This is a genomic window from Algoriphagus sp. AGSA1, from assembly GCF_021390545.1.
GTDB lineage: Bacteria > Bacteroidota > Bacteroidia > Cytophagales > Cyclobacteriaceae > Algoriphagus.
Window position 1 is genome coordinate 88,712 of sequence record NZ_JAJUWR010000014.1, and the last position, 17,186, is coordinate 105,897.

Annotated in this window: 17 protein-coding genes; 12 read left to right on the plus strand and 5 right to left on the minus strand. The window is 41.1% G+C overall.

The genetic code is table 11. The annotated features are described in order from the left end of the window. The first annotated feature begins 1 nt into the window (after nucleotide 1). Nucleotides 2–1,099: a TlpA disulfide reductase family protein gene (locus LZF95_RS12775; RefSeq protein ID WP_233755453.1), complete on the plus strand. Its 1,098-nt coding sequence runs from the start codon at nucleotides 2–4 to the stop codon at nucleotides 1,097–1,099. Between the two features lie 289 nt (nucleotides 1,100–1,388). Here the strand turns inward: LZF95_RS12775 and proC are convergent, their stop codons facing one another. Then, entirely contained in the window at nucleotides 1,389–2,189 is an 801-nt protein-coding gene (gene proC, locus LZF95_RS12780; RefSeq protein ID WP_233755454.1) for a pyrroline-5-carboxylate reductase, read from the minus strand. A 292-nt stretch (nucleotides 2,190–2,481) separates the two neighbouring features. Between proC and LZF95_RS12785 the strand changes: the two genes are divergently transcribed. From LZF95_RS12785 to LZF95_RS12795, 3 genes are all read left to right on the plus strand, one after another. Then, nucleotides 2,482–2,898, plus strand: a complete 417-nt coding sequence (locus tag LZF95_RS12785; RefSeq protein WP_233755455.1) for a hypothetical protein — start codon at nucleotides 2,482–2,484, stop codon at nucleotides 2,896–2,898. A gap of 67 nt (nucleotides 2,899–2,965) precedes the next feature. After that, a complete protein-coding gene (locus LZF95_RS12790) occupies nucleotides 2,966–3,364 on the plus strand; it encodes a hypothetical protein (RefSeq protein ID WP_233755456.1) in 399 nt (132 codons plus the stop codon). Between the two features lie 98 nt (nucleotides 3,365–3,462). After that, nucleotides 3,463–3,663, plus strand: a complete 201-nt coding sequence (locus LZF95_RS12795; protein ID WP_233755458.1) for a helix-turn-helix transcriptional regulator — start codon at nucleotides 3,463–3,465, stop codon at nucleotides 3,661–3,663. 59 nt (nucleotides 3,664–3,722) lie between these two features. Here LZF95_RS12795 and LZF95_RS12800 read toward each other — a convergent pair whose 3' ends face one another. Together LZF95_RS12800 and LZF95_RS12805 are read right to left on the minus strand one after the other, a co-directional pair. Next, nucleotides 3,723–5,018 carry a M56 family metallopeptidase gene (locus LZF95_RS12800; protein WP_233755460.1) on the minus strand — a complete coding sequence of 432 codons (1,296 nt, stop codon included), beginning with the start codon at nucleotides 5,016–5,018 and terminating at the stop codon, nucleotides 3,723–3,725. Between the two features lie 95 nt (nucleotides 5,019–5,113). Then, on the minus strand, nucleotides 5,114–5,485 hold the full coding sequence (locus LZF95_RS12805) for a BlaI/MecI/CopY family transcriptional regulator (protein ID WP_233755462.1): 372 nt from the start codon (nucleotides 5,483–5,485) through the stop codon (nucleotides 5,114–5,116). A gap of 254 nt (nucleotides 5,486–5,739) precedes the next feature. On the opposite strand from LZF95_RS12805, the gene LZF95_RS12810 reads away from it, so the two are divergent. The 5 genes from LZF95_RS12810 (at nucleotide 5,740) to LZF95_RS12830 (ending at nucleotide 12,043) form a co-directional block, all read left to right on the plus strand. Then, nucleotides 5,740–6,684, plus strand: a complete 945-nt coding sequence (locus LZF95_RS12810; protein ID WP_233755463.1) for a hypothetical protein — start codon at nucleotides 5,740–5,742, stop codon at nucleotides 6,682–6,684. A gap of 87 nt (nucleotides 6,685–6,771) precedes the next feature. Continuing rightward, the gene (locus LZF95_RS12815; RefSeq protein WP_233755465.1) at nucleotides 6,772–7,938 is read left to right on the plus strand and encodes a glycosyltransferase family 4 protein; all 1,167 of its coding nucleotides are present in this window, start codon (nucleotides 6,772–6,774) and stop codon (nucleotides 7,936–7,938) included. A 38-nt stretch (nucleotides 7,939–7,976) separates the two neighbouring features. Then, nucleotides 7,977–9,029: an NAD-dependent epimerase gene (locus tag LZF95_RS12820; protein ID WP_233755467.1), complete on the plus strand. Its 1,053-nt coding sequence runs from the start codon at nucleotides 7,977–7,979 to the stop codon at nucleotides 9,027–9,029. Nucleotides 9,030–9,032: 3 nt separating this feature from the next. Next, entirely contained in the window at nucleotides 9,033–10,085 is a 1,053-nt protein-coding gene (gene rfbB, locus LZF95_RS12825) for a dTDP-glucose 4,6-dehydratase (protein WP_233755469.1), read from the plus strand. A 116-nt stretch (nucleotides 10,086–10,201) separates the two neighbouring features. Beyond that, on the plus strand, nucleotides 10,202–12,043 hold the full coding sequence (locus tag LZF95_RS12830; RefSeq protein WP_233755471.1) for a M1 family metallopeptidase: 1,842 nt from the start codon (nucleotides 10,202–10,204) through the stop codon (nucleotides 12,041–12,043). A gap of 68 nt (nucleotides 12,044–12,111) precedes the next feature. Here LZF95_RS12830 and LZF95_RS12835 read toward each other — a convergent pair whose 3' ends face one another. Both LZF95_RS12835 and LZF95_RS12840 read right to left on the minus strand, forming a co-directional pair. Then, nucleotides 12,112–12,288: a histone H1 gene (locus tag LZF95_RS12835; protein WP_233755472.1), complete on the minus strand. Its 177-nt coding sequence runs from the start codon at nucleotides 12,286–12,288 to the stop codon at nucleotides 12,112–12,114. Nucleotides 12,289–12,388: 100 nt separating this feature from the next. Continuing rightward, complete coding sequence (locus LZF95_RS12840; RefSeq protein WP_233755475.1) at nucleotides 12,389–13,639, minus strand: aminotransferase class I/II-fold pyridoxal phosphate-dependent enzyme; 1,251 nt, start codon at nucleotides 13,637–13,639, stop codon at nucleotides 12,389–12,391. A 178-nt stretch (nucleotides 13,640–13,817) separates the two neighbouring features. Here LZF95_RS12840 and LZF95_RS12845 point away from each other — a divergent pair, with 178 nt between their 5' ends. Genes LZF95_RS12845 through LZF95_RS12855 form a run of 3 tightly spaced genes read left to right on the plus strand, consistent with a single transcriptional unit; the run spans nucleotide 13,818 to nucleotide 17,182 of the window. Further along, nucleotides 13,818–15,314: an acetyl/propionyl/methylcrotonyl-CoA carboxylase subunit alpha gene (locus LZF95_RS12845; protein WP_233755477.1), complete on the plus strand. Its 1,497-nt coding sequence runs from the start codon at nucleotides 13,818–13,820 to the stop codon at nucleotides 15,312–15,314. Nucleotide 15,315: 1 nt separating this feature from the next. Then, nucleotides 15,316–16,614 carry a DUF1015 domain-containing protein gene (locus LZF95_RS12850; protein WP_233755479.1) on the plus strand — a complete coding sequence of 433 codons (1,299 nt, stop codon included), beginning with the start codon at nucleotides 15,316–15,318 and terminating at the stop codon, nucleotides 16,612–16,614. Continuing rightward, the gene (locus LZF95_RS12855; RefSeq protein WP_233755481.1) at nucleotides 16,595–17,182 is read left to right on the plus strand and encodes a Maf family nucleotide pyrophosphatase; all 588 of its coding nucleotides are present in this window, start codon (nucleotides 16,595–16,597) and stop codon (nucleotides 17,180–17,182) included. The genes LZF95_RS12850 and LZF95_RS12855 overlap by 20 nt, the downstream gene beginning before the upstream one ends. Nucleotides 17,183–17,186 lie beyond the last annotated feature (4 nt).

The window sequence follows — 17,186 nt, forward strand, 5'->3', positions numbered from 1 at the left end:
AATGAACGTAATCCTTTTGCTTGCCATAATCTCTCTTTTCTCCTGTGGGGAAAAGCAATCCAATGATGGGAAAGTTGAGATCTCCGGGACTATTGAGAATGCACCTGAGGGTGTGATAATCCTGTCCCAATTCACTGATAATCGTCCCAAAGTGCTGGACACGCTGGAATTGGATAACAAGGGTGGGTTTAACTATGAGCTGGAAGTGGATTCGCCCACATTTTATGAATTGAACCTATATGGACAAAAGCTGATTCGCCTTGCGCTTTACAAGGATGATGTGAATGTAGATTATGATTTTTCCGAGCCCGAAAATCTAGTGATTGAAGGCTCTCGGGATTCTAAGGAAATGCTCAAAATCGAAAAGCTGATGGAATCTTATCAGTCCAAGGTCAACGCACTCAATGAGGCCTATTATAATGCCATGAGCGAAAATGATACTGAGGCGATCAAGCAGATCCAGACAGATGCCATGGCACTGGAAACTAACCAGGCATCTGAGGTGAAGAATGTCATCAACAGCATGGGAGATAGTTTTGCCTCACTTGCTGCGATAGGATTGCTCAATCCTAAAAATGAGTTTCAGTTTATGGATAGCTTGGTGGCCAAACTCGATGAAAGATATCCTGAGACTAAAACTATTGTACAGCTGAAGCAGCAACTGGATGAGATGAGGGCGCTTTCTATGGGGCAGGTTGCCCCGGAGATTGAATTGCCAAATCCAGCCGGCGAAACGGTAAAGCTTTCTGATTTGAGAGGTAAATATGTGATGATTGATTTTTGGGCGGCTTGGTGCAAGCCTTGTCGAGAAGAAAACCCTAATGTAGTAGAACTTTATAACGAGTATAAAGATAAGGGCTTTGAAGTGTTTGGGGTTTCCCTTGACCGTACCAAGGAAGCTTGGGTGGAAGCTATTGAAGAAGATGGATTGACCTGGACGCAGGTTTCTGATTTGAAATATTTCAATTCCGTTGCGGCTGAGTTGTATCAGATCAATGCTATTCCGGCCACTTACCTGATCGACCCTGATGGCAAGATCATTGGGAAGGATCTCCGTGGCCCTAGCCTAAGAGCGAAGTTGGCGGAGATTTTTGAATAGAATTCTTCTAAACCACCCCTAACAAAAAAGCCTTCTGGAATTGTCCAGAAGGCTTTTTTGTGGAGCAGGTAAACATGAAAGGAAGGAAGAAAAAGTACCAAACAGTCCTTCCTTTAAAAATCGTGTCATTGAAAAAGGAATAGCAAAAGTTGTTTATCACCCAGGACAAATCTACTGAAAAGATTCAAAAGAAAAACAATCCTAAAGTTATTCTTATTGAATTAAATATTAATTTTTCCTGATTTAGATTTAATATTCCTTGAAAATTAATAATCCGTTAAAAAATCAACTACTTCGCTATTTTTTCATAACTGGCAATGACCCCTCTTACCATTGCTGAACTGAATCCCTGGTGTTCCATTTCATTCAATCCCACTATGGTACATCCTTTGGGAGTGGTCACCTTATCTATTGCCGCTTCAGGATGCATGTTTTTTTGGATCATCAGTTCAGCTGCTCCTTTCACGGTTTGGTTCACGATTTTACTAGCCGTCACGGAGTCAAAACCTATCTGGATCCCCCCCTGAATCATCGCCCGCATAAACCTCAGGACGTATGCAATCCCACAGGCACCCAGTACAGTCGCTGCTTCCATTAAGCTTTCGTCAATAGGGATGGTGAATCCGATTCCGTCAAACAATTCAGATACTAACCCGATCTGGGCATTGTCAGCATTTTTGGCGCAGATGCAGGTAACAGATTCCTGGATATCCGCCGCAATATTGGGCATAGCACGGAAGGTGATAGTCCTAGGATCTACCACTTCATACATTTCTGCCAAGGTAATCCCTGTGGCAAGGGAAATGATCACTTGTTTTTTAGGGTCTAAAGCAGGTTTGATCTCATTGAGAATTGGGGCGATGTTATAGGGTTTCACCCCTAGGATCACTATATCTGCCTGTGCAGCCGCGGAGATATTATCGCTCTGTACATTTACTCCTAATACGGTATAAGCACTCAGACTTTCCAGGTGTCTCTTGGTGAGAGTAAGGTTTTTTGGATCAAAATCTTCCCGTCTTAACAGCCCGTTTGCTATAGACGCTCCCAAATTCCCACAGCCTACGATGGCTATTTTCATGTTCGAAATCATAGAAACTATAATTATTGATTGTATTTATTGTTTAAAGGTAAACAAATAGGCTCTTTTTCTGTGGAATCATAAAATATTATAAGTGTGGAATGAGTCGAAGCCAAAGGCATGTGAATTAATTGTTGGAAGAAAACTTTGATTTTTAGTCAAGTTTACTTTACATTTAGTAAAAATTACTTGTCTTTTGAAATCAATCGGGACAAATAACAGCGTACAATGGGATGCTTGTTAATCTCAAGAAACTCCCTTGGCTAGGATGCTAAATGAACTAAGGAATTTAATTTTTAAAAAGATGAAAGAGAAATCAATATTACACATGCCCTTACTTTCTCCAGGGTGGAAGAAAGTAGCTTTTGTGTTTTTCCCACTTCCGGTGCTATTGGTTATTGGACTGGCTTTTGGCAATTCGGATTTGGATGCAAACGAGTCCACGCAGATTATTTATGGTTTTTGGGCGATAGGATTTGGAATATTAAACATGGCTAGGGAACCGAAGGAAGATGAGATGATCAAGTCCTTTAGGCTTCAGGCTTTTCAGACTGGCTTTTATTGGCTTATTTGGGGATTGGGAGCTTTAATGCTTGTTAACTATCTGCGATTTGATAGAATTACTTCAGAGATTTTCACGGTTTATTTAGTACTGTTTCTTTTGAATGCATACGTCTATGCTGCATTTCAGTATCAGATCTATATGTCAACAAAAGACTGATTTAAAATCGACCCATATGCTTACTAAACTATTGCTTCCCCATTCTTTCCAAAAAATTGGCTGGCTAATGTTATTACCATTCACATTACTTCTGATCTTATCTGGTTATTTTAGTTTTGAGTTCTCATGGCTGGATTTTCCATTTATTGCTGAGAAAGGTTTTATCCAAGCAGCTTCAGAGAACTTTACTAATGAGCTAGCATTGATAGGTGTTTTTGGCTCACTTTTCTTTATCATTTTTTCGAAAGAAAAAGTAGAGGATGAATATATTCAAAAACTGAGGTTAGAATCGCTGCTGATAGCATGTTTTTGCTATACCATAATTTCAGTGTTAGGAACCGTCGTTTTTTACGGATTAGCCTTTTTTGAATTTATGGCCTATAATATGTTCACAATCCAGCTAATCTTTATTCTGAGATTTCGATGGGTAATGTTTCGCCAAGGCAAAGCAATTTTGGCTTTTTAAACCCTATATGAAATCGAGCATCTCGAAGGCGAAACACAAAGGGATGATTATCTACTATGCGAGATTCCATGTGACCTATAAAAATCAAAAATAAACACATGAAAAATTCAATAAAAGTAGAGCGTGCCCGACATAATATGACCCAGCAGGACTTGGCGGAAAAGGTCAGCGTTTCCAGACAAACGATCAACAGTATTGAGGCGGGCAAGTATGTGCCTTCTACGGTTCTTGCCTTGAAGATTTCAGCTGTTTTTGAAGTTCGGCTGGAAGAGGTTTTTGAATTGGAAGAAGGGGATTAGCTGTAAAAAGGCTGCATTTCAGATTTTTCACTACTAATCCCTTGATTGAAACCGACTTTCTATTCATCTATTTTTAGAAGTGGAAAGGTCTTCTCAAAACTTGCATGTGTCATCAGGTTTACCTGATAATAATGTTTGCCATAATTTTTAGCATTCTTTTCAAGTTTACTTGAATAAAACATGGCAAAGTCATCTGGCTTCATATCAAGTAAAAGACTATTCTCAATGCGTTTCCCGTCTAACCAAACCCCATATTGGGTATCGTCCAGCCAAAGTTGAAGTTGATCCGAGGTTATGGTTTTCTTTTCGGGAATAGTAGTTAAACGTATTGCATTTTCACCATGGAGTTTCCGATTACCAGTTTTTTCGCTTTCAGGCAGTTGGGTGTACAGATTATAAATCTGAAGCTGGAGTCCCTCTCTATTCCAAAATTGGCGCACTTCTTCACCTTTTGAGTTAGTTTTTATAACGGTTGCATCTTCAATCAGCTTATCTAATTCCTGTGCGGCTTTAGACAGCTGCTCAGTAGATTTAATTTCTTGGCTTACAGTTTTGGCAGGAGTGGCTTTCACCTCTTGTGCTTGAAGATCCAAAGTGAACACTCCCCAAGTAAGAATTCCTAATAAACAGGAAGCCAGTATGCTCCAGTTTTTGCTGTTGTTGTTTTGAATTTTGTTTAGCATGGTTATTCGAAGTTTAAGTGTTGAAGAAATTATTGGACTGGTTAGTGGAATTAGGCTTGAAGTTGAAAATTCAAACAGCGTCCTTTTGTACTGATTGATGTCATAGTTCTTTTCTAGGATGGTTTGATCCGCTAAGTACTCATGATTGACTTGTGCCTGATATTTGATCAAATAACAGATAGGGTTGAACCAGAATATGATAGTTAAAAATTCCAGAATAAATAGGTCTAGATAATGCCTCTGAGAAATATGAGCCATTTCATGACTGACTATTACTCCCAAATCATTTCCTTTTTCGTAATCTTTTATGCTAATAAATATGGTGTTCAAGAAACTAAACGGAGTTATTGCCATATCTGAAATGATGATATGAGGGCCATCTACAGTTAGTTTCTCGCCTTGATTTCGCCATCGCAAAAGAGTTATAATTGAATGTGACTTAGAGACAAGAAGTATCAATGCTATAAGTAGATAGGATAGAAATACCCAATTGATGTCAGTGGTTCCTGTCTTGGGAGTAAAAGGTTCAGAGATTTGATCTGATAAGATTGGGTTTTGTGTCTGCTCCACATAAATGAAGTTCTCTACAGGTTCAATTGAATACCCAATCTCAATTGGAACAGATAAAAGTGGCGCTATTGCAGAAAGAGGAATAGTCAGTAACAGTACCATTCGGTTAAACTGAAAGCTTTTTTCCCTGGACAAGAATAGTTTAAACAGGGTGAAAAGAGCCGCAGAGCATAAAATGAATTTCAGTAGATAGATTATCATTCTTTTCGTCGTTTAATTTCCATTTCTACCAACTCCTTGATTTCCTCAAGCTCTTTGGTAGATAGATCAGCCTGTTTGGTGAAAAACGAAGCAAATTTCAAGGGGGAATCAGAAAAGAAATCCTTAATGATGGTTTTAAACTTTCCTCCAAAATAATCTGGCTTTTCCACTAGGGGATAATATTGTCTGGAGTTACCAAAGACTTTATAGGCTACATATCCTTTATCCTGCATCCGCTTGAGAAGCGTGGCTACAGTACTCGCCGCTGGTTTTGGGGCTGGATGAATTTCGAGAATGTCTTTCATGAAGATGGTTTGGTGAGACCAGATAAGCTCCATGAGTTTTTCTTCTGACTTAGATAATTTCATTCTACAGATGTTAACTAGATTCTACAAATGTAGAATAATTGACAATTTAGCCAAATGCTAACTTTGTTTTTTAACATTTTTAACAATCTAAAGCCCTTAAAACAAGAATTCTATCTCAAAGTCTTTTGACTTCGGCTTGACTTTAGTTGATATGATGAAGGAAGGAAAGTGTCCTGATTGTAATTTCACCAGGTAAAAACAAAGTATAGTTTGAATTGAAAAAAATAGCGTTCTTGCGTGCTGTTTGAACGAATATGAAAAGAATAATATGCCTGCTCACAAACCTGTTGATATTTACTCAGATGGGCCTTTCTCAGATTTATATGGAAGACTCCACCGTACAGACAATTGCTTACTGGGAGAATAAAGAGATGCAATCTTATCAATTCTCCCTTGAGTCATTTGATGTAATCGGTGATGACACTATCAACAGGAGCAAAATAGATTACGTGGTTGACATGGAGATCTTGGATAGTTCTTCCACGCACTACGACGTATTATGGTCTTATAGAGATTTTGGTTTTGATCTTCAGGAGATGGATTCTGCTTACTTCTCATTTATAGAAAAAATGCTCTCTATTTCGGATGGGTCAATGGTAAAATACAGAACAAATGAGTATGGTGTTTTTCAAGAAGTAACAAATTGGGAGGATATAAGTGAGTTTTACCAAAAAGGTGCAGATACTCTTAAGTCGATGTTCGGGAATACGCCTCAAATCAGTGATTTAGTAGATGCAACGTTTAAGATATATCAAACCAGAAATTCAATTGAAACTCAAAGCATTAAGGATGTTATGCAGTTTTTGAATTTTCATGGTGGTATTTACAATTTAGGTGAAGAAGTTTCTTTTGTTTCCAAAGCGCCAAATGCGTTGGGAAAAAATAGGTTAGACAGAGAAATATACGTTCTATTGGATGAGATTTTTCCAGAAGATAATGATTACAGGATCATTTCATTTTCAGAAGCTAATTCTGAACAATTAGCTTCTGAAACTGTGTTGGTTTTAAAGACTATGTTGCCAAATGCTACTGAAGAGGAAATCGATAAATTAATGGCAGAAGTTGGTCAACTTTCCAATACAATAGAAAACGTTTCGGTGATTCATGGATCAGGTTGGCCGCTTTTCTCAAAAGAAGTAAGGAATACTGGCTCAAATCAGAAATTGAAGGTGGAAATCCGCACCATGGAGATCCTTTAATACTTTCTTTGGAATACCATTTGCATTTTCTTAGGGATAAAAGACTCAAAAGCTTTACCTTCGCTTTTTATATAGAATCCCTTTTTGATGCCAAAACTAATCCGAATCACCACCGTACCTATTTCTCTGAAACTCCTGCTTGCCGGACAAATGAAATTTATGAAGGAGCAGGGCTGGGATGTGCTGATGGTGAGTGCCGATGGAAGAGAATTACCTCAAGTGATCAAAGCGGAGGGGGTAAGGCATGAAGTCATCCCTTTTACCCGCAGGATCACCCCATTACAAGACCTAAAATGTCTCTGGCAGCTATATCAGCTGATCAAAAAAGAACAACCGGACATAGTGCATACCCATACCCCAAAGGCGGGATTATTGGGGATGATTGCGGCAAAATTCGCTGGAGTGAAAGTGAGAATTCACACGCTTGCAGGAATTCCATACATGGCTGCTGAAGGAGGAAAGAAAGGACTTTTGGAAAAAATGGAAAAGCTTACTCACAGCTACACCACACATGTATGGCCTAACTCCAAAGGCCTAAAGGACTTTGTGATAGCGCATAACTTATGTCCGGCTGAGAAACTCACAGTGATCGGGGAGGGATCCTCCAATGGCGTGGATCTTTCAAAATTCAACCGTGGAGTGCTGAAGGAAAACCATCTGGTAGCTGCCACGATGCGGATCCAACCGGGAGAAGATGATTTTATTATCCTGTCTGTGGGCCGACTGGTAAAAGACAAAGGAATACAGGAACTGGTGGATGCTTTTCTGAGCTCTAAAATTGTCGGGAAATCAAAGTTGGTGCTACTTGGAAGTTTTGAGCAGGACCTGAACCCCTTGGATGCGGAGACAATAAAAATTATCACTGACCACCCCAGAATCGTCCAGATTGATTGGTCAGATCATGTAGCCCATTACCTGGCATTGGCGGATGTACTTGTCCATCCATCACATCGCGAGGGTTTTCCCAATGTACTTTTGGAAGCAGGAGCGATGGAATTGCCTGTGATCTGCTCCGATATTATCGGTAATACAGATATAGTTACCCAACAGAAAACCGGGCTGATATTTCCGGTGAAAAATGTAGAGATCCTCAAAGAAGCAATGGAGTTTGCCTACGTGAAGCGGGATAAAATGGCTGAACTGGCAGCAAATCTCTATCAGAAAGTATGCACGGATTATGAAAGAACTAGGGTTCAGAAAGAAATTTTTACACAGTACCAGCAGGTATTAAGGAATGTTGATAGCAAGGAATAGTTTATATTTGGCCATCAATAAAACTTGAATTTTTATTTATGAAGTACCTGGTGACCGGAACTGCCGGATTTATTGGATTTCACGTTGCAAAACATTTGTTGGATAGGGGAGATGAGGTAGTAGGTCTGGATATTATCAATGATTACTACGACATTAATCTAAAGTATGCCCGTCTGGATCATATGGGCGTACGAAGAGACCAGGTGAAAAGGGATTTGTTAGTGCAGTCGGATACTATTTCAGGATATAGATTTATCCAGCTTGACCTTTCTGAGAAAAAGCCATTGTTAGATCTCTTTGCCAAGGAGAAGTTTGATGTGGTCATACATCTGGCAGCACAGGCAGGGGTTCGCTATTCCTTAACCAATCCGGAGGTGTATATCGAAAGCAATATTGTAGCTTTTATGAATATCCTGGAGTGCTGCCGTTTTCATCCAGTCAAGCACTTAGTATATGCTTCCTCAAGCTCAGTATATGGATCCAATGAGAAAATGCCTTTTACTACTTCTGATTCTGTGGATCATCCTATCAGCTTGTATGCAGCTTCGAAGAAGTCCAATGAACTAATGGCCCATACCTACAGTCATCTATTCAACATTCCCACTACGGGATTAAGGTTTTTTACGGTTTATGGACCTTGGGGAAGACCGGATATGGCATTGTTTCTGTTTACTGAAGCCATCATGAAAGGAGAGCCTATCCAGGTTTTTAACTATGGCAACATGAAGCGGGACTTCACTTACATAGACGATATTGTACTTGGGGTAGTCAAAGTGGCTGATAGGCCAGCTAGGCCTAATGAAGACTTTGACGGACAAGATCCTGATCCGGGAAGTTCAAAAGCCCCATACAAAGTATATAACATAGGGAACTCCGCGCCGGTACTCTTGATGGACTACATCCGTGCAGTGGAAAAAGGATTAGGAAAGGAAGCCCAAATGAATCTTTTGCCACTTCAGCACGGAGATGTTCCTGCCTCGCATGCGGATGTATCAGATCTGGTAAGAGATACAGGATATAAACCGGATACTCCGATTGACGAGGGTGTGAAATCGTTTACCGATTGGTATTTAGACTACTACAAGAAATAAGACATGAGTAAATCAATTTTAATCACTGGCGGTGCAGGTTTTATCGGCTGTCACGTAGTACAACTTTTCGTAGAAAAGTATCCGGAATACAAGATTGTTAATTTGGATGCCTTGACGTATGCCGGGAATCTTGAGAATCTAAAAGGAGTAGAAGGTTCCTCAAATTATTTCTTCGAAAAAGTAGATATTCAGGATGCTGATGCATTGTCAACGGTATTTGAAAAACATGCTATTACAGATGTTATTCACTTGGCTGCTGAGTCTCATGTGGATAGGTCTATTACCGACCCTTTGGCTTTCGTAAAGACCAATGTCTTTGGCACCGTCAATTTGCTGAATGTGGCGAAGGAATTCTGGAAGGAAGATTTTTCCGGACATCTGTTTTACCATGTCTCTACGGATGAGGTATATGGTTCTTTGCATGATGGCGGGTTCTTTTTGGAAACCACTTCATACGACCCCCAGTCTCCCTATTCTGCATCTAAGGCTGCTTCAGACCATTTTGTCCGTGCCTATGCCAATACCTATAAGATGAGAACTGTGGTCTCCAACTGCTCCAATAATTATGGGCCAAACCACTTTCCTGAAAAACTGATCCCACTTTGTATTCATAATATCCGGAACAACAAACCTTTGCCCGTGTATGGAAAAGGGGAAAATGTGAGAGACTGGCTATTTGTAAAGGATCATGCCAGGGCTATAGATACTGTATTCCACAAAGGAAAAGATGGGGAGACCTATAATATCGGCGGCTTCAATGAGTGGAAAAACATAGACATTGTAAAACTGCTTTGTGCCAAAATGGATTTAAAACTGGGTAGGGAAGCAGGGACCTCCGAGAAGCTGATCACCTATGTGAAAGACCGTGCAGGACATGACCTACGCTATGCAATTGATGCCACTAAAATCCAAAAAGAACTTGGATGGGAGCCAAGCCTGCAATTTGAGGAAGGGATAGAAATTACCATTGACTGGTATTTGAACAATCAAGACTGGCTGGATCATGTCACTTCGGGTGCGTATCAGGAATATTATTCCAAGCACTATGAGAGTTGATTGGATACAAAAACTTTGAAATACCTAAGGCACTTGAGAATATCCGGTGCCTTGTTTTTTACGGGTGGTTTGGGGGGTGATTTCATTTTGGTTTTCTTTGTAAAAATTTCATGAATATGCAGATAAACTTGGCAAAGCCTTTCAAAGGGCTTTTTCTTTTCATGGTAATGAGCAGTGGTGTCTTTGCCCAAACGGGTAGGTTCCAGCAGGCTGCTGATTATCAGATGGATGTCGATATGGACGTCAATACCAATCAATACAAGGGAACCCAAGTATTGATTTACACAAATAATTCTCCTGATACATTGGATCGGGTATTTTATCACTTATACTTCAATGCTTTCCAGCCAGGCAGTATGATGGATCAAAGATCCAGAACCATCACAGATCCAGATCGCAGAGTGGGTACCCGCATCAGCAAGCTGAAGCCTGAGGAGATAGGATATCTGCGGGTGAACAGCCTTAGTATGAATGGCACGCCTGTAGAATATAGAGAGGTGGGAACTATCCTGGAAGTAGAGCTTCCTGAACCTATATTGCCAAATTCTGAGGCTAAATTCGAAATGTCATTTGAGGGACAGGTGCCTGTGCAGATCAGAAGGTCTGGAAGAGACAGTGAAGAGGGAGTCCGCTTTTCTATGTCACAATGGTATCCCAAAATGTCTGAATATGACGAGCAGGGATGGCATGCCAATCCTTACATAGGCCGTGAATTCTATGGTATCTGGGGCGATTTTGACGTGAAGATCACCATAGACAAATCCTATATACTTGGGGGAACAGGCTACCTTCAAAATCCCAATGAGATTGGATATGGGTATGAAGATGAAGGAGTAGCCGTCACTCAGCCTCAGGGAGATAAACTCACTTGGCACTTCAATGCGCCAAAGGTTCACGACTTCATGTGGGCTGCAGATCCAAAGTATCGCCATGATAAAGTGGAAATGGCCAATGGGATCACCGTGCATCACCTATATATTCCTAAGGATGGATCTACTGAAAACTGGGAAAAACTAAAAGAATATACGCCAAAAGCAATCGAATTTATGTCTGAGCATTTTGGTCAATATCCTTATAAGCAGTTCTCGGTAATTCAAGGTGGTGACGGCGGTATGGAATATCCTATGTCCACGCTGATTACAGGTGGTAGGAATCTAAGCAGTCTGGTAGGGGTGATGGTACATGAACTGGCTCACAGCTGGTTCCAGGGAGTTTTGGCGACCAATGAAGCGCTATATCCATGGATGGATGAAGGGTTTACAAGCTATGCTACATCTTTGGCCATGTCAGCGATTTATCAACCGAGTGAAGATCCGCTAAAAGGGGCTTATTCAGGATACTACAGATTAGTGAGTTCAGGCAAAGAGGAGCCAATGAGCACACATGCTGATCACTATAATACCAATGCAGCCTACAGCACCGCCGCTTATTCCAAAGGGGCAGTCTTTTTGGCTCAGTTGGGCTACATCATCGGAGATGATGCTAGAGACAAAGGGATGTTGAGGTATTGGAATACTTGGGGGTTTAAGCATCCTAATGCAAATGATTTTATCCGCGTGATGGAAAAGGAGAGCGGCTTGGAGCTGGATTGGTATAAGGAATACTTTGTATATACCACCAAGACTATAGATTATGGTATCAAGAACGTATCCGAAAATGGAGAGAAGACTGACATTACGTTGGAGCGGATCGGGATGATGCCTATGCCAATAGACTTGCTGATCACGTATAAGGATGGTACTTCAGAGATGGTCTATCTACCGTTAGAAATCATGCGAGGAGAAAAGCCTCAGGAAAATGAAGCAACTCCACGAGTGATGTCTGATGCTTGGCCATGGACAAACCTGAGCAAAACCATCACTGTCAATAAAAAGTCCTCGGCCATACAATCAATAGAAATAGATCCGAGTAAAAGGCTTGCCGATATAAATCAAGTTAATAATAAGTTGGATTTATAATCACTCCTTACAAAAACCAGATATAAAAAAGGTGACCTTAGAGTCACCTTCTTTTTTTAGTTTTTGGGTCATCCTGCATTCTTCATGTCTTGGACTTCTTTACGAATATCCTGAGCTAGGTTTTTCAAATCTTGCATTCCTTTTCTAACTCGTGTACCAGCTGCCTGATTTCCTTTTTCGTAGAACTTTTCAAAGTCGTCTTTAAGAGAATTGACTAATTCGCTTACTTCACTGAATTTGCTCATAGTAAAAGTGTTTTTTAAAGTTGATGATAAGTTAATTACAATTCAATATAGCCCAAATACTTGCTAAATCAATCCAGAGGGCATTTTTTTTGAATATTTTTTACTCACCAAAGGATAATGCAAGTGCAGAATTCTTATATACTCCACTGGTCAATTTCTCTTTGATAGCAGCAAAAGCAGTGACGGTTTCCTCTACATCTTCTAGGGTATGTACAGCAGTAGGGATCAATCTTAGGATAATCATGCCTTTAGGCACCACTGGATATATCACTACAGAACAGAAGATTCCGTAATTTTCTCTTAAGTCCTGAGTCAATGAGGCAGCTTCGCCCACAGTACCGTTCAGTACCACAGGTGTCACAGGAGAATTGGATTTTCCCGTGCTGAAGCCATTGTCATGAAGCCCTTTTCTAAGAGCTCCCACGATTTTCCATAGGTTGTCTTTCAGTTCAGGCTGGGTTTTCAATAGTTCAAGACGTTTTAGCGCACCTTTTACCAATAGCATAGGCAGAGATTTGGCAAATATCTGTGAACGCATATTGTATCTTAAATATAGGATCACCTCAGGATCGCCAGCAATGAATGCCCCGATGCTAGCCATAGATTTGGCAAATGTGGAGAAATAAAGATCCACCTGATCCTGCACTCCCTGCTCCTCATCTGTACCGGCACCTGTCTTACCCAGGGTACCAAAGCCATGTGCATCGTCTATCAGTAATCTGAAATCAAACTTTTTCTTAAGTTCAACAATCTCCTTTAACTTGCCCTGATCACCGGTCATCCCAAATACACCTTCAGTGATCACCAGAATACCTCCGCCGGTTTCATTGGCAAGTTTTGTGGCTCTTTCTAACTGTTTTTCACAGTTTTCTATGTCATTATGAGGAAACACATATCGCTTGCCCAGATGCATTCTTAATGCATCGATGATACAAGCATGGCACTCTGAATCATAGACTACCACATCTTTTCTATCAAGGAGTGAATCTATCACAGACATGATTCCCTGATAGCCGTAATTCAACAAATAGGCTTTCTTTTTATTGACAAAAGCGGCCAATTCATCCTCTAGTTGCTCGTGAAGGCTGGTCTGCCCGGACATCATACGTGCGCCCATAGGGTAGGCGGCGCCATATTCAGCGGCTGCATCAGCGTCAGCTTTTCGTACTTCAGGATGATTTGCTAGGCCTAGGTAATTATTCAAACTCCAGGTAAGAACATCCTTCCCCTGAAATTTCATTCTTGGAGCAATTTTACCTTCTAGTTTCGGGAAGGAGAAATAGCCGTCTGCAAACTCGGAGTGTTTGCCCAAAGGGCCCATGTTCATTTTTAATTTTGCAAATAGATCCAAAGCGTTTCGAATTTAAGTGATAAGGGATTTAATGATCTGTTCATTAAAATCCGACAAAAATAAAACTTAATTGCCTGCCAAGCAAAAAACGCCCCTGAAACAAATGATTCTTACCAAAGCTCAGATTATTTTGCTTATTTAGCCAAAACCCAAAAAACTAATTTTTAACACCAGTGACATGCCCAAAATCAAGAAAATACTAGTTGCCAATAGAGGCGAGATCAGTCTGAGGATAATGCGTACAGTCAGACAAATGAATATACGCACAGTAGCGGTGTATAGCGAGGCCGATAGGCTTTCACCTCATGTGCTTTTTGCAGATGAGGCCGTCTGCCTAGGACCACCTCCATCAGCGCAGTCTTATCTATTGGGAGATAAAATCATAGAGGCATGTAAAGAGCTAGACGTGGATGCCATACATCCCGGCTATGGGTTTTTATCGGAAAACGCGGATTTTGCCAAAAAAGTGGCTGAGGCAGGATTACTATTTATTGGGCCCTCTCCTGAATCAATTACCATAATGGGAAGCAAACTTGCGGCTAAACAAGCTGTAGGTAAGTATAACATTCCCTTAGTTCCTGGCACTGAAAAAGCCATATCCGATGTAGAGGAAGCTAAGGCCAGGGCTGCTGAAATAGGTTATCCAATCCTGATAAAAGCCAGCGCGGGAGGGGGAGGTAAAGGAATGCGTATCGTAGAAAATGAGGCCGAATTCGAAGAGCAAATGCAAAGGGCCGTAAGTGAAGCCCAATCATCCTTTGGTGACAGTGCGGTATTTATAGAGAAGTATATTTCCTCTCCCCGGCATATAGAAATCCAGGTGCTTGGAGATCAACAAGGAAATATTGTATATCTATTTGAGCGGGAATGCTCCATCCAACGCAGACACCAAAAGGTGGTGGAGGAGGCTCCCTCTTCAGTAGTCTCACCCTCAATGCGCAAAGCTATGGGAGAGGCCGCAGTAGGAGTGGCCAAAGCATGCGGATATTTTGGTGCCGGTACGGTGGAATTCATTGTGGATGCGGATTTGAATTTCTTTTTCTTGGAAATGAATACCCGCCTGCAAGTAGAACATCCTGTGACCGAAATGATCACGGGAAAGGATCTTGTACGTGAACAAATACTCATAGCTGAAGGCAATTCTCTCTCATTCACTCAAGAGGACTTGCAGATCAACGGCCATTCCCTGGAGGTACGGGTATATGCCGAAGACCCCAAGAATAATTTCCTCCCGGACATCGGAAGATTGCAGACATATCAAAGGCCGCAAGGTGCAGGAATCCGTGTGGATGATGGTTTTGAGGAAGGAATGGATATTCCGATATATTATGATCCTATGATTGCGAAGCTGATCACCCACGCTGAAACAAGGGATGCGGCTATTCACAAAATGGTTCAAGCCATCGAGGAATATAAGATAGTGGGAATCCAGACCACGCTCGATTTTTGTAAGTTTGCGATCGCTCACGAGGCTTTTAGAAGCGGGAATTTTGACACTAAATTTGTGGAGAATTACTTTGACCCTGCAGTGCTCGATGATGAGTTTACTGATTCAGAGCTAGGATTACTCTCAGCGTTAGCTGTGGAATTTTATACTAAGAATCAATCCGGAGGAAGTGTGCAGGAAGGATCTATGCCAAAAACTAAATCGGCCTGGAGAGCTCGGCTTCAATAGGATGGCAGAGATACTACCTATCAGAGCATGGCGCTACGCCGATGCTTATACTCCTATGATGGAGGAATTGACCGCACCTCTTTTTGATGTGGTGTCGGCAAGTCAGCGGAAGTTGCTCTATGAAAATCCCCTGAACAGTATTCATCTTTCTGTACCTCAGGGTGATAATCCTGCAGAACAAGCACTCAAAACCCTCCATAAATGGAAATCTAAGGGCATCATCTGCCAGGATATGAAGCCGGGAATCTATGTCTATTATCAATATTTCCGTCTTCCGGGAGAGCATGATGTGCGCTGTAGAAAAGGCTTTATAGCGCAGATAAAAGCCTACGATTGGAAGGAAGAAGTTATTTTAAGACATGAGAATACCATAGTCTCAGCTGTGAATGACCGAATTGATCTTTTGAAAACCACCCAGATCCAGACTAGTCCGACTCACGGCCTGTATGAAGACAAGGATGAGCAACTTGTACAATACATGGATGATGCCATCGCAAATCCCCTATATGACTTGGAAGATTATCAGGGGGTCCGTGAGGTGATGGCGATAATCGACGAACCACATATTATAAGTCATTTTATAAAAGTATTGGAAGATAAGCAGGTTGTACTTGCGGATGGGCATCACCGTCTGGAAGGGGCAATAGCTTACAGAAAGGCTATGGAGGGTACATCTCCTGAAAAGAAATGGAAGGGATATGATTATCACCTGATGTATCTGACCAATACCAGTGGAAACCATCTGAAAATCCTGCCTACCCACCGCTTGTTTTATGGGATGGTACTTTCCCAGGATTTTTTCCTCAAAGAAGTAAGTGAATGGTTTGAGATAAAGAAATTTGGTGATCCTGAAGAATTAGGTGCTTATGCTTTTCATAAACCACATACCTTTGGATTGGTAATGGGAGAGGAGAGCTATGTGCTTCAATTCAAAGAGGAGAGGATGGTCGAGATCAACTTGCATATGCCAGAAAGCATCAGAAATCTTGATTTGGTAGTGCTCCACGAGGTATTGTTCGCCAGGATTTTGAATATACAGATAGCTGATCAGCGTACTTCCGACCAATTAGCCTACGAACGTAATTTTTCAAAATGTATAGGAGAAGTCCGTTCAGGAAAAGCAAGCTTTGCTGTGATCACGAGGGAATTAGAATTAGAACAAGTGTTAGAAGTGTGCAGGAGTGGAGAGGTAATGCCGCAAAAATCCACCTATTTCTATCCCAAAGCATTGGGCGGGTTGCTTTTTGCCAGTATTGAACAAGATGAATTTGAATTCGAATATGAAGCCTTTTTTAAATAATCTATCAAATAAGAAAATTATCCTTGCCTCCAATTCCCCAAGGAGACAGGAATTGCTGAAAGGCTTGGAAATCGCATTTGAAGTAAGGGTGAATGCTGTGGATGAAACTATCCCAAAGGATCTCCAGGCTGAGTATGTAGCTGCTTACCTTTCTAAACTGAAGTCTGAATCATTCGCCGATGAACTTAAAGATGATGAAATTCTAATTACTTCTGATACCGTGGTATTGGAGAACGGACATGTGCTAGGTAAGCCTAAAACTGAACAGGAAGCCTTCGATATGCTAAAGAGTCTTTCGGGGGCGACTCATTCGGTAATGACCGCGGTGACTTTAAGAGATAAGAAAAAGCAGATTACTCTGGAGGATGAGACTATCGTTACTTTCCGTTTTTTGGAGGAGGAGGAGATCTGGCACTATATCCATGAATATAAGCCTATGGATAAAGCGGGGGCTTATGGTGTTCAGGAATGGATTGGTTTTATGGGGGTGGAAAAGATCGAAGGATCCTATTATACAGTAATGGGGTTTCCTTTACATTTGGTTTATGCACAGTTGAAAAAATGGTGATAGT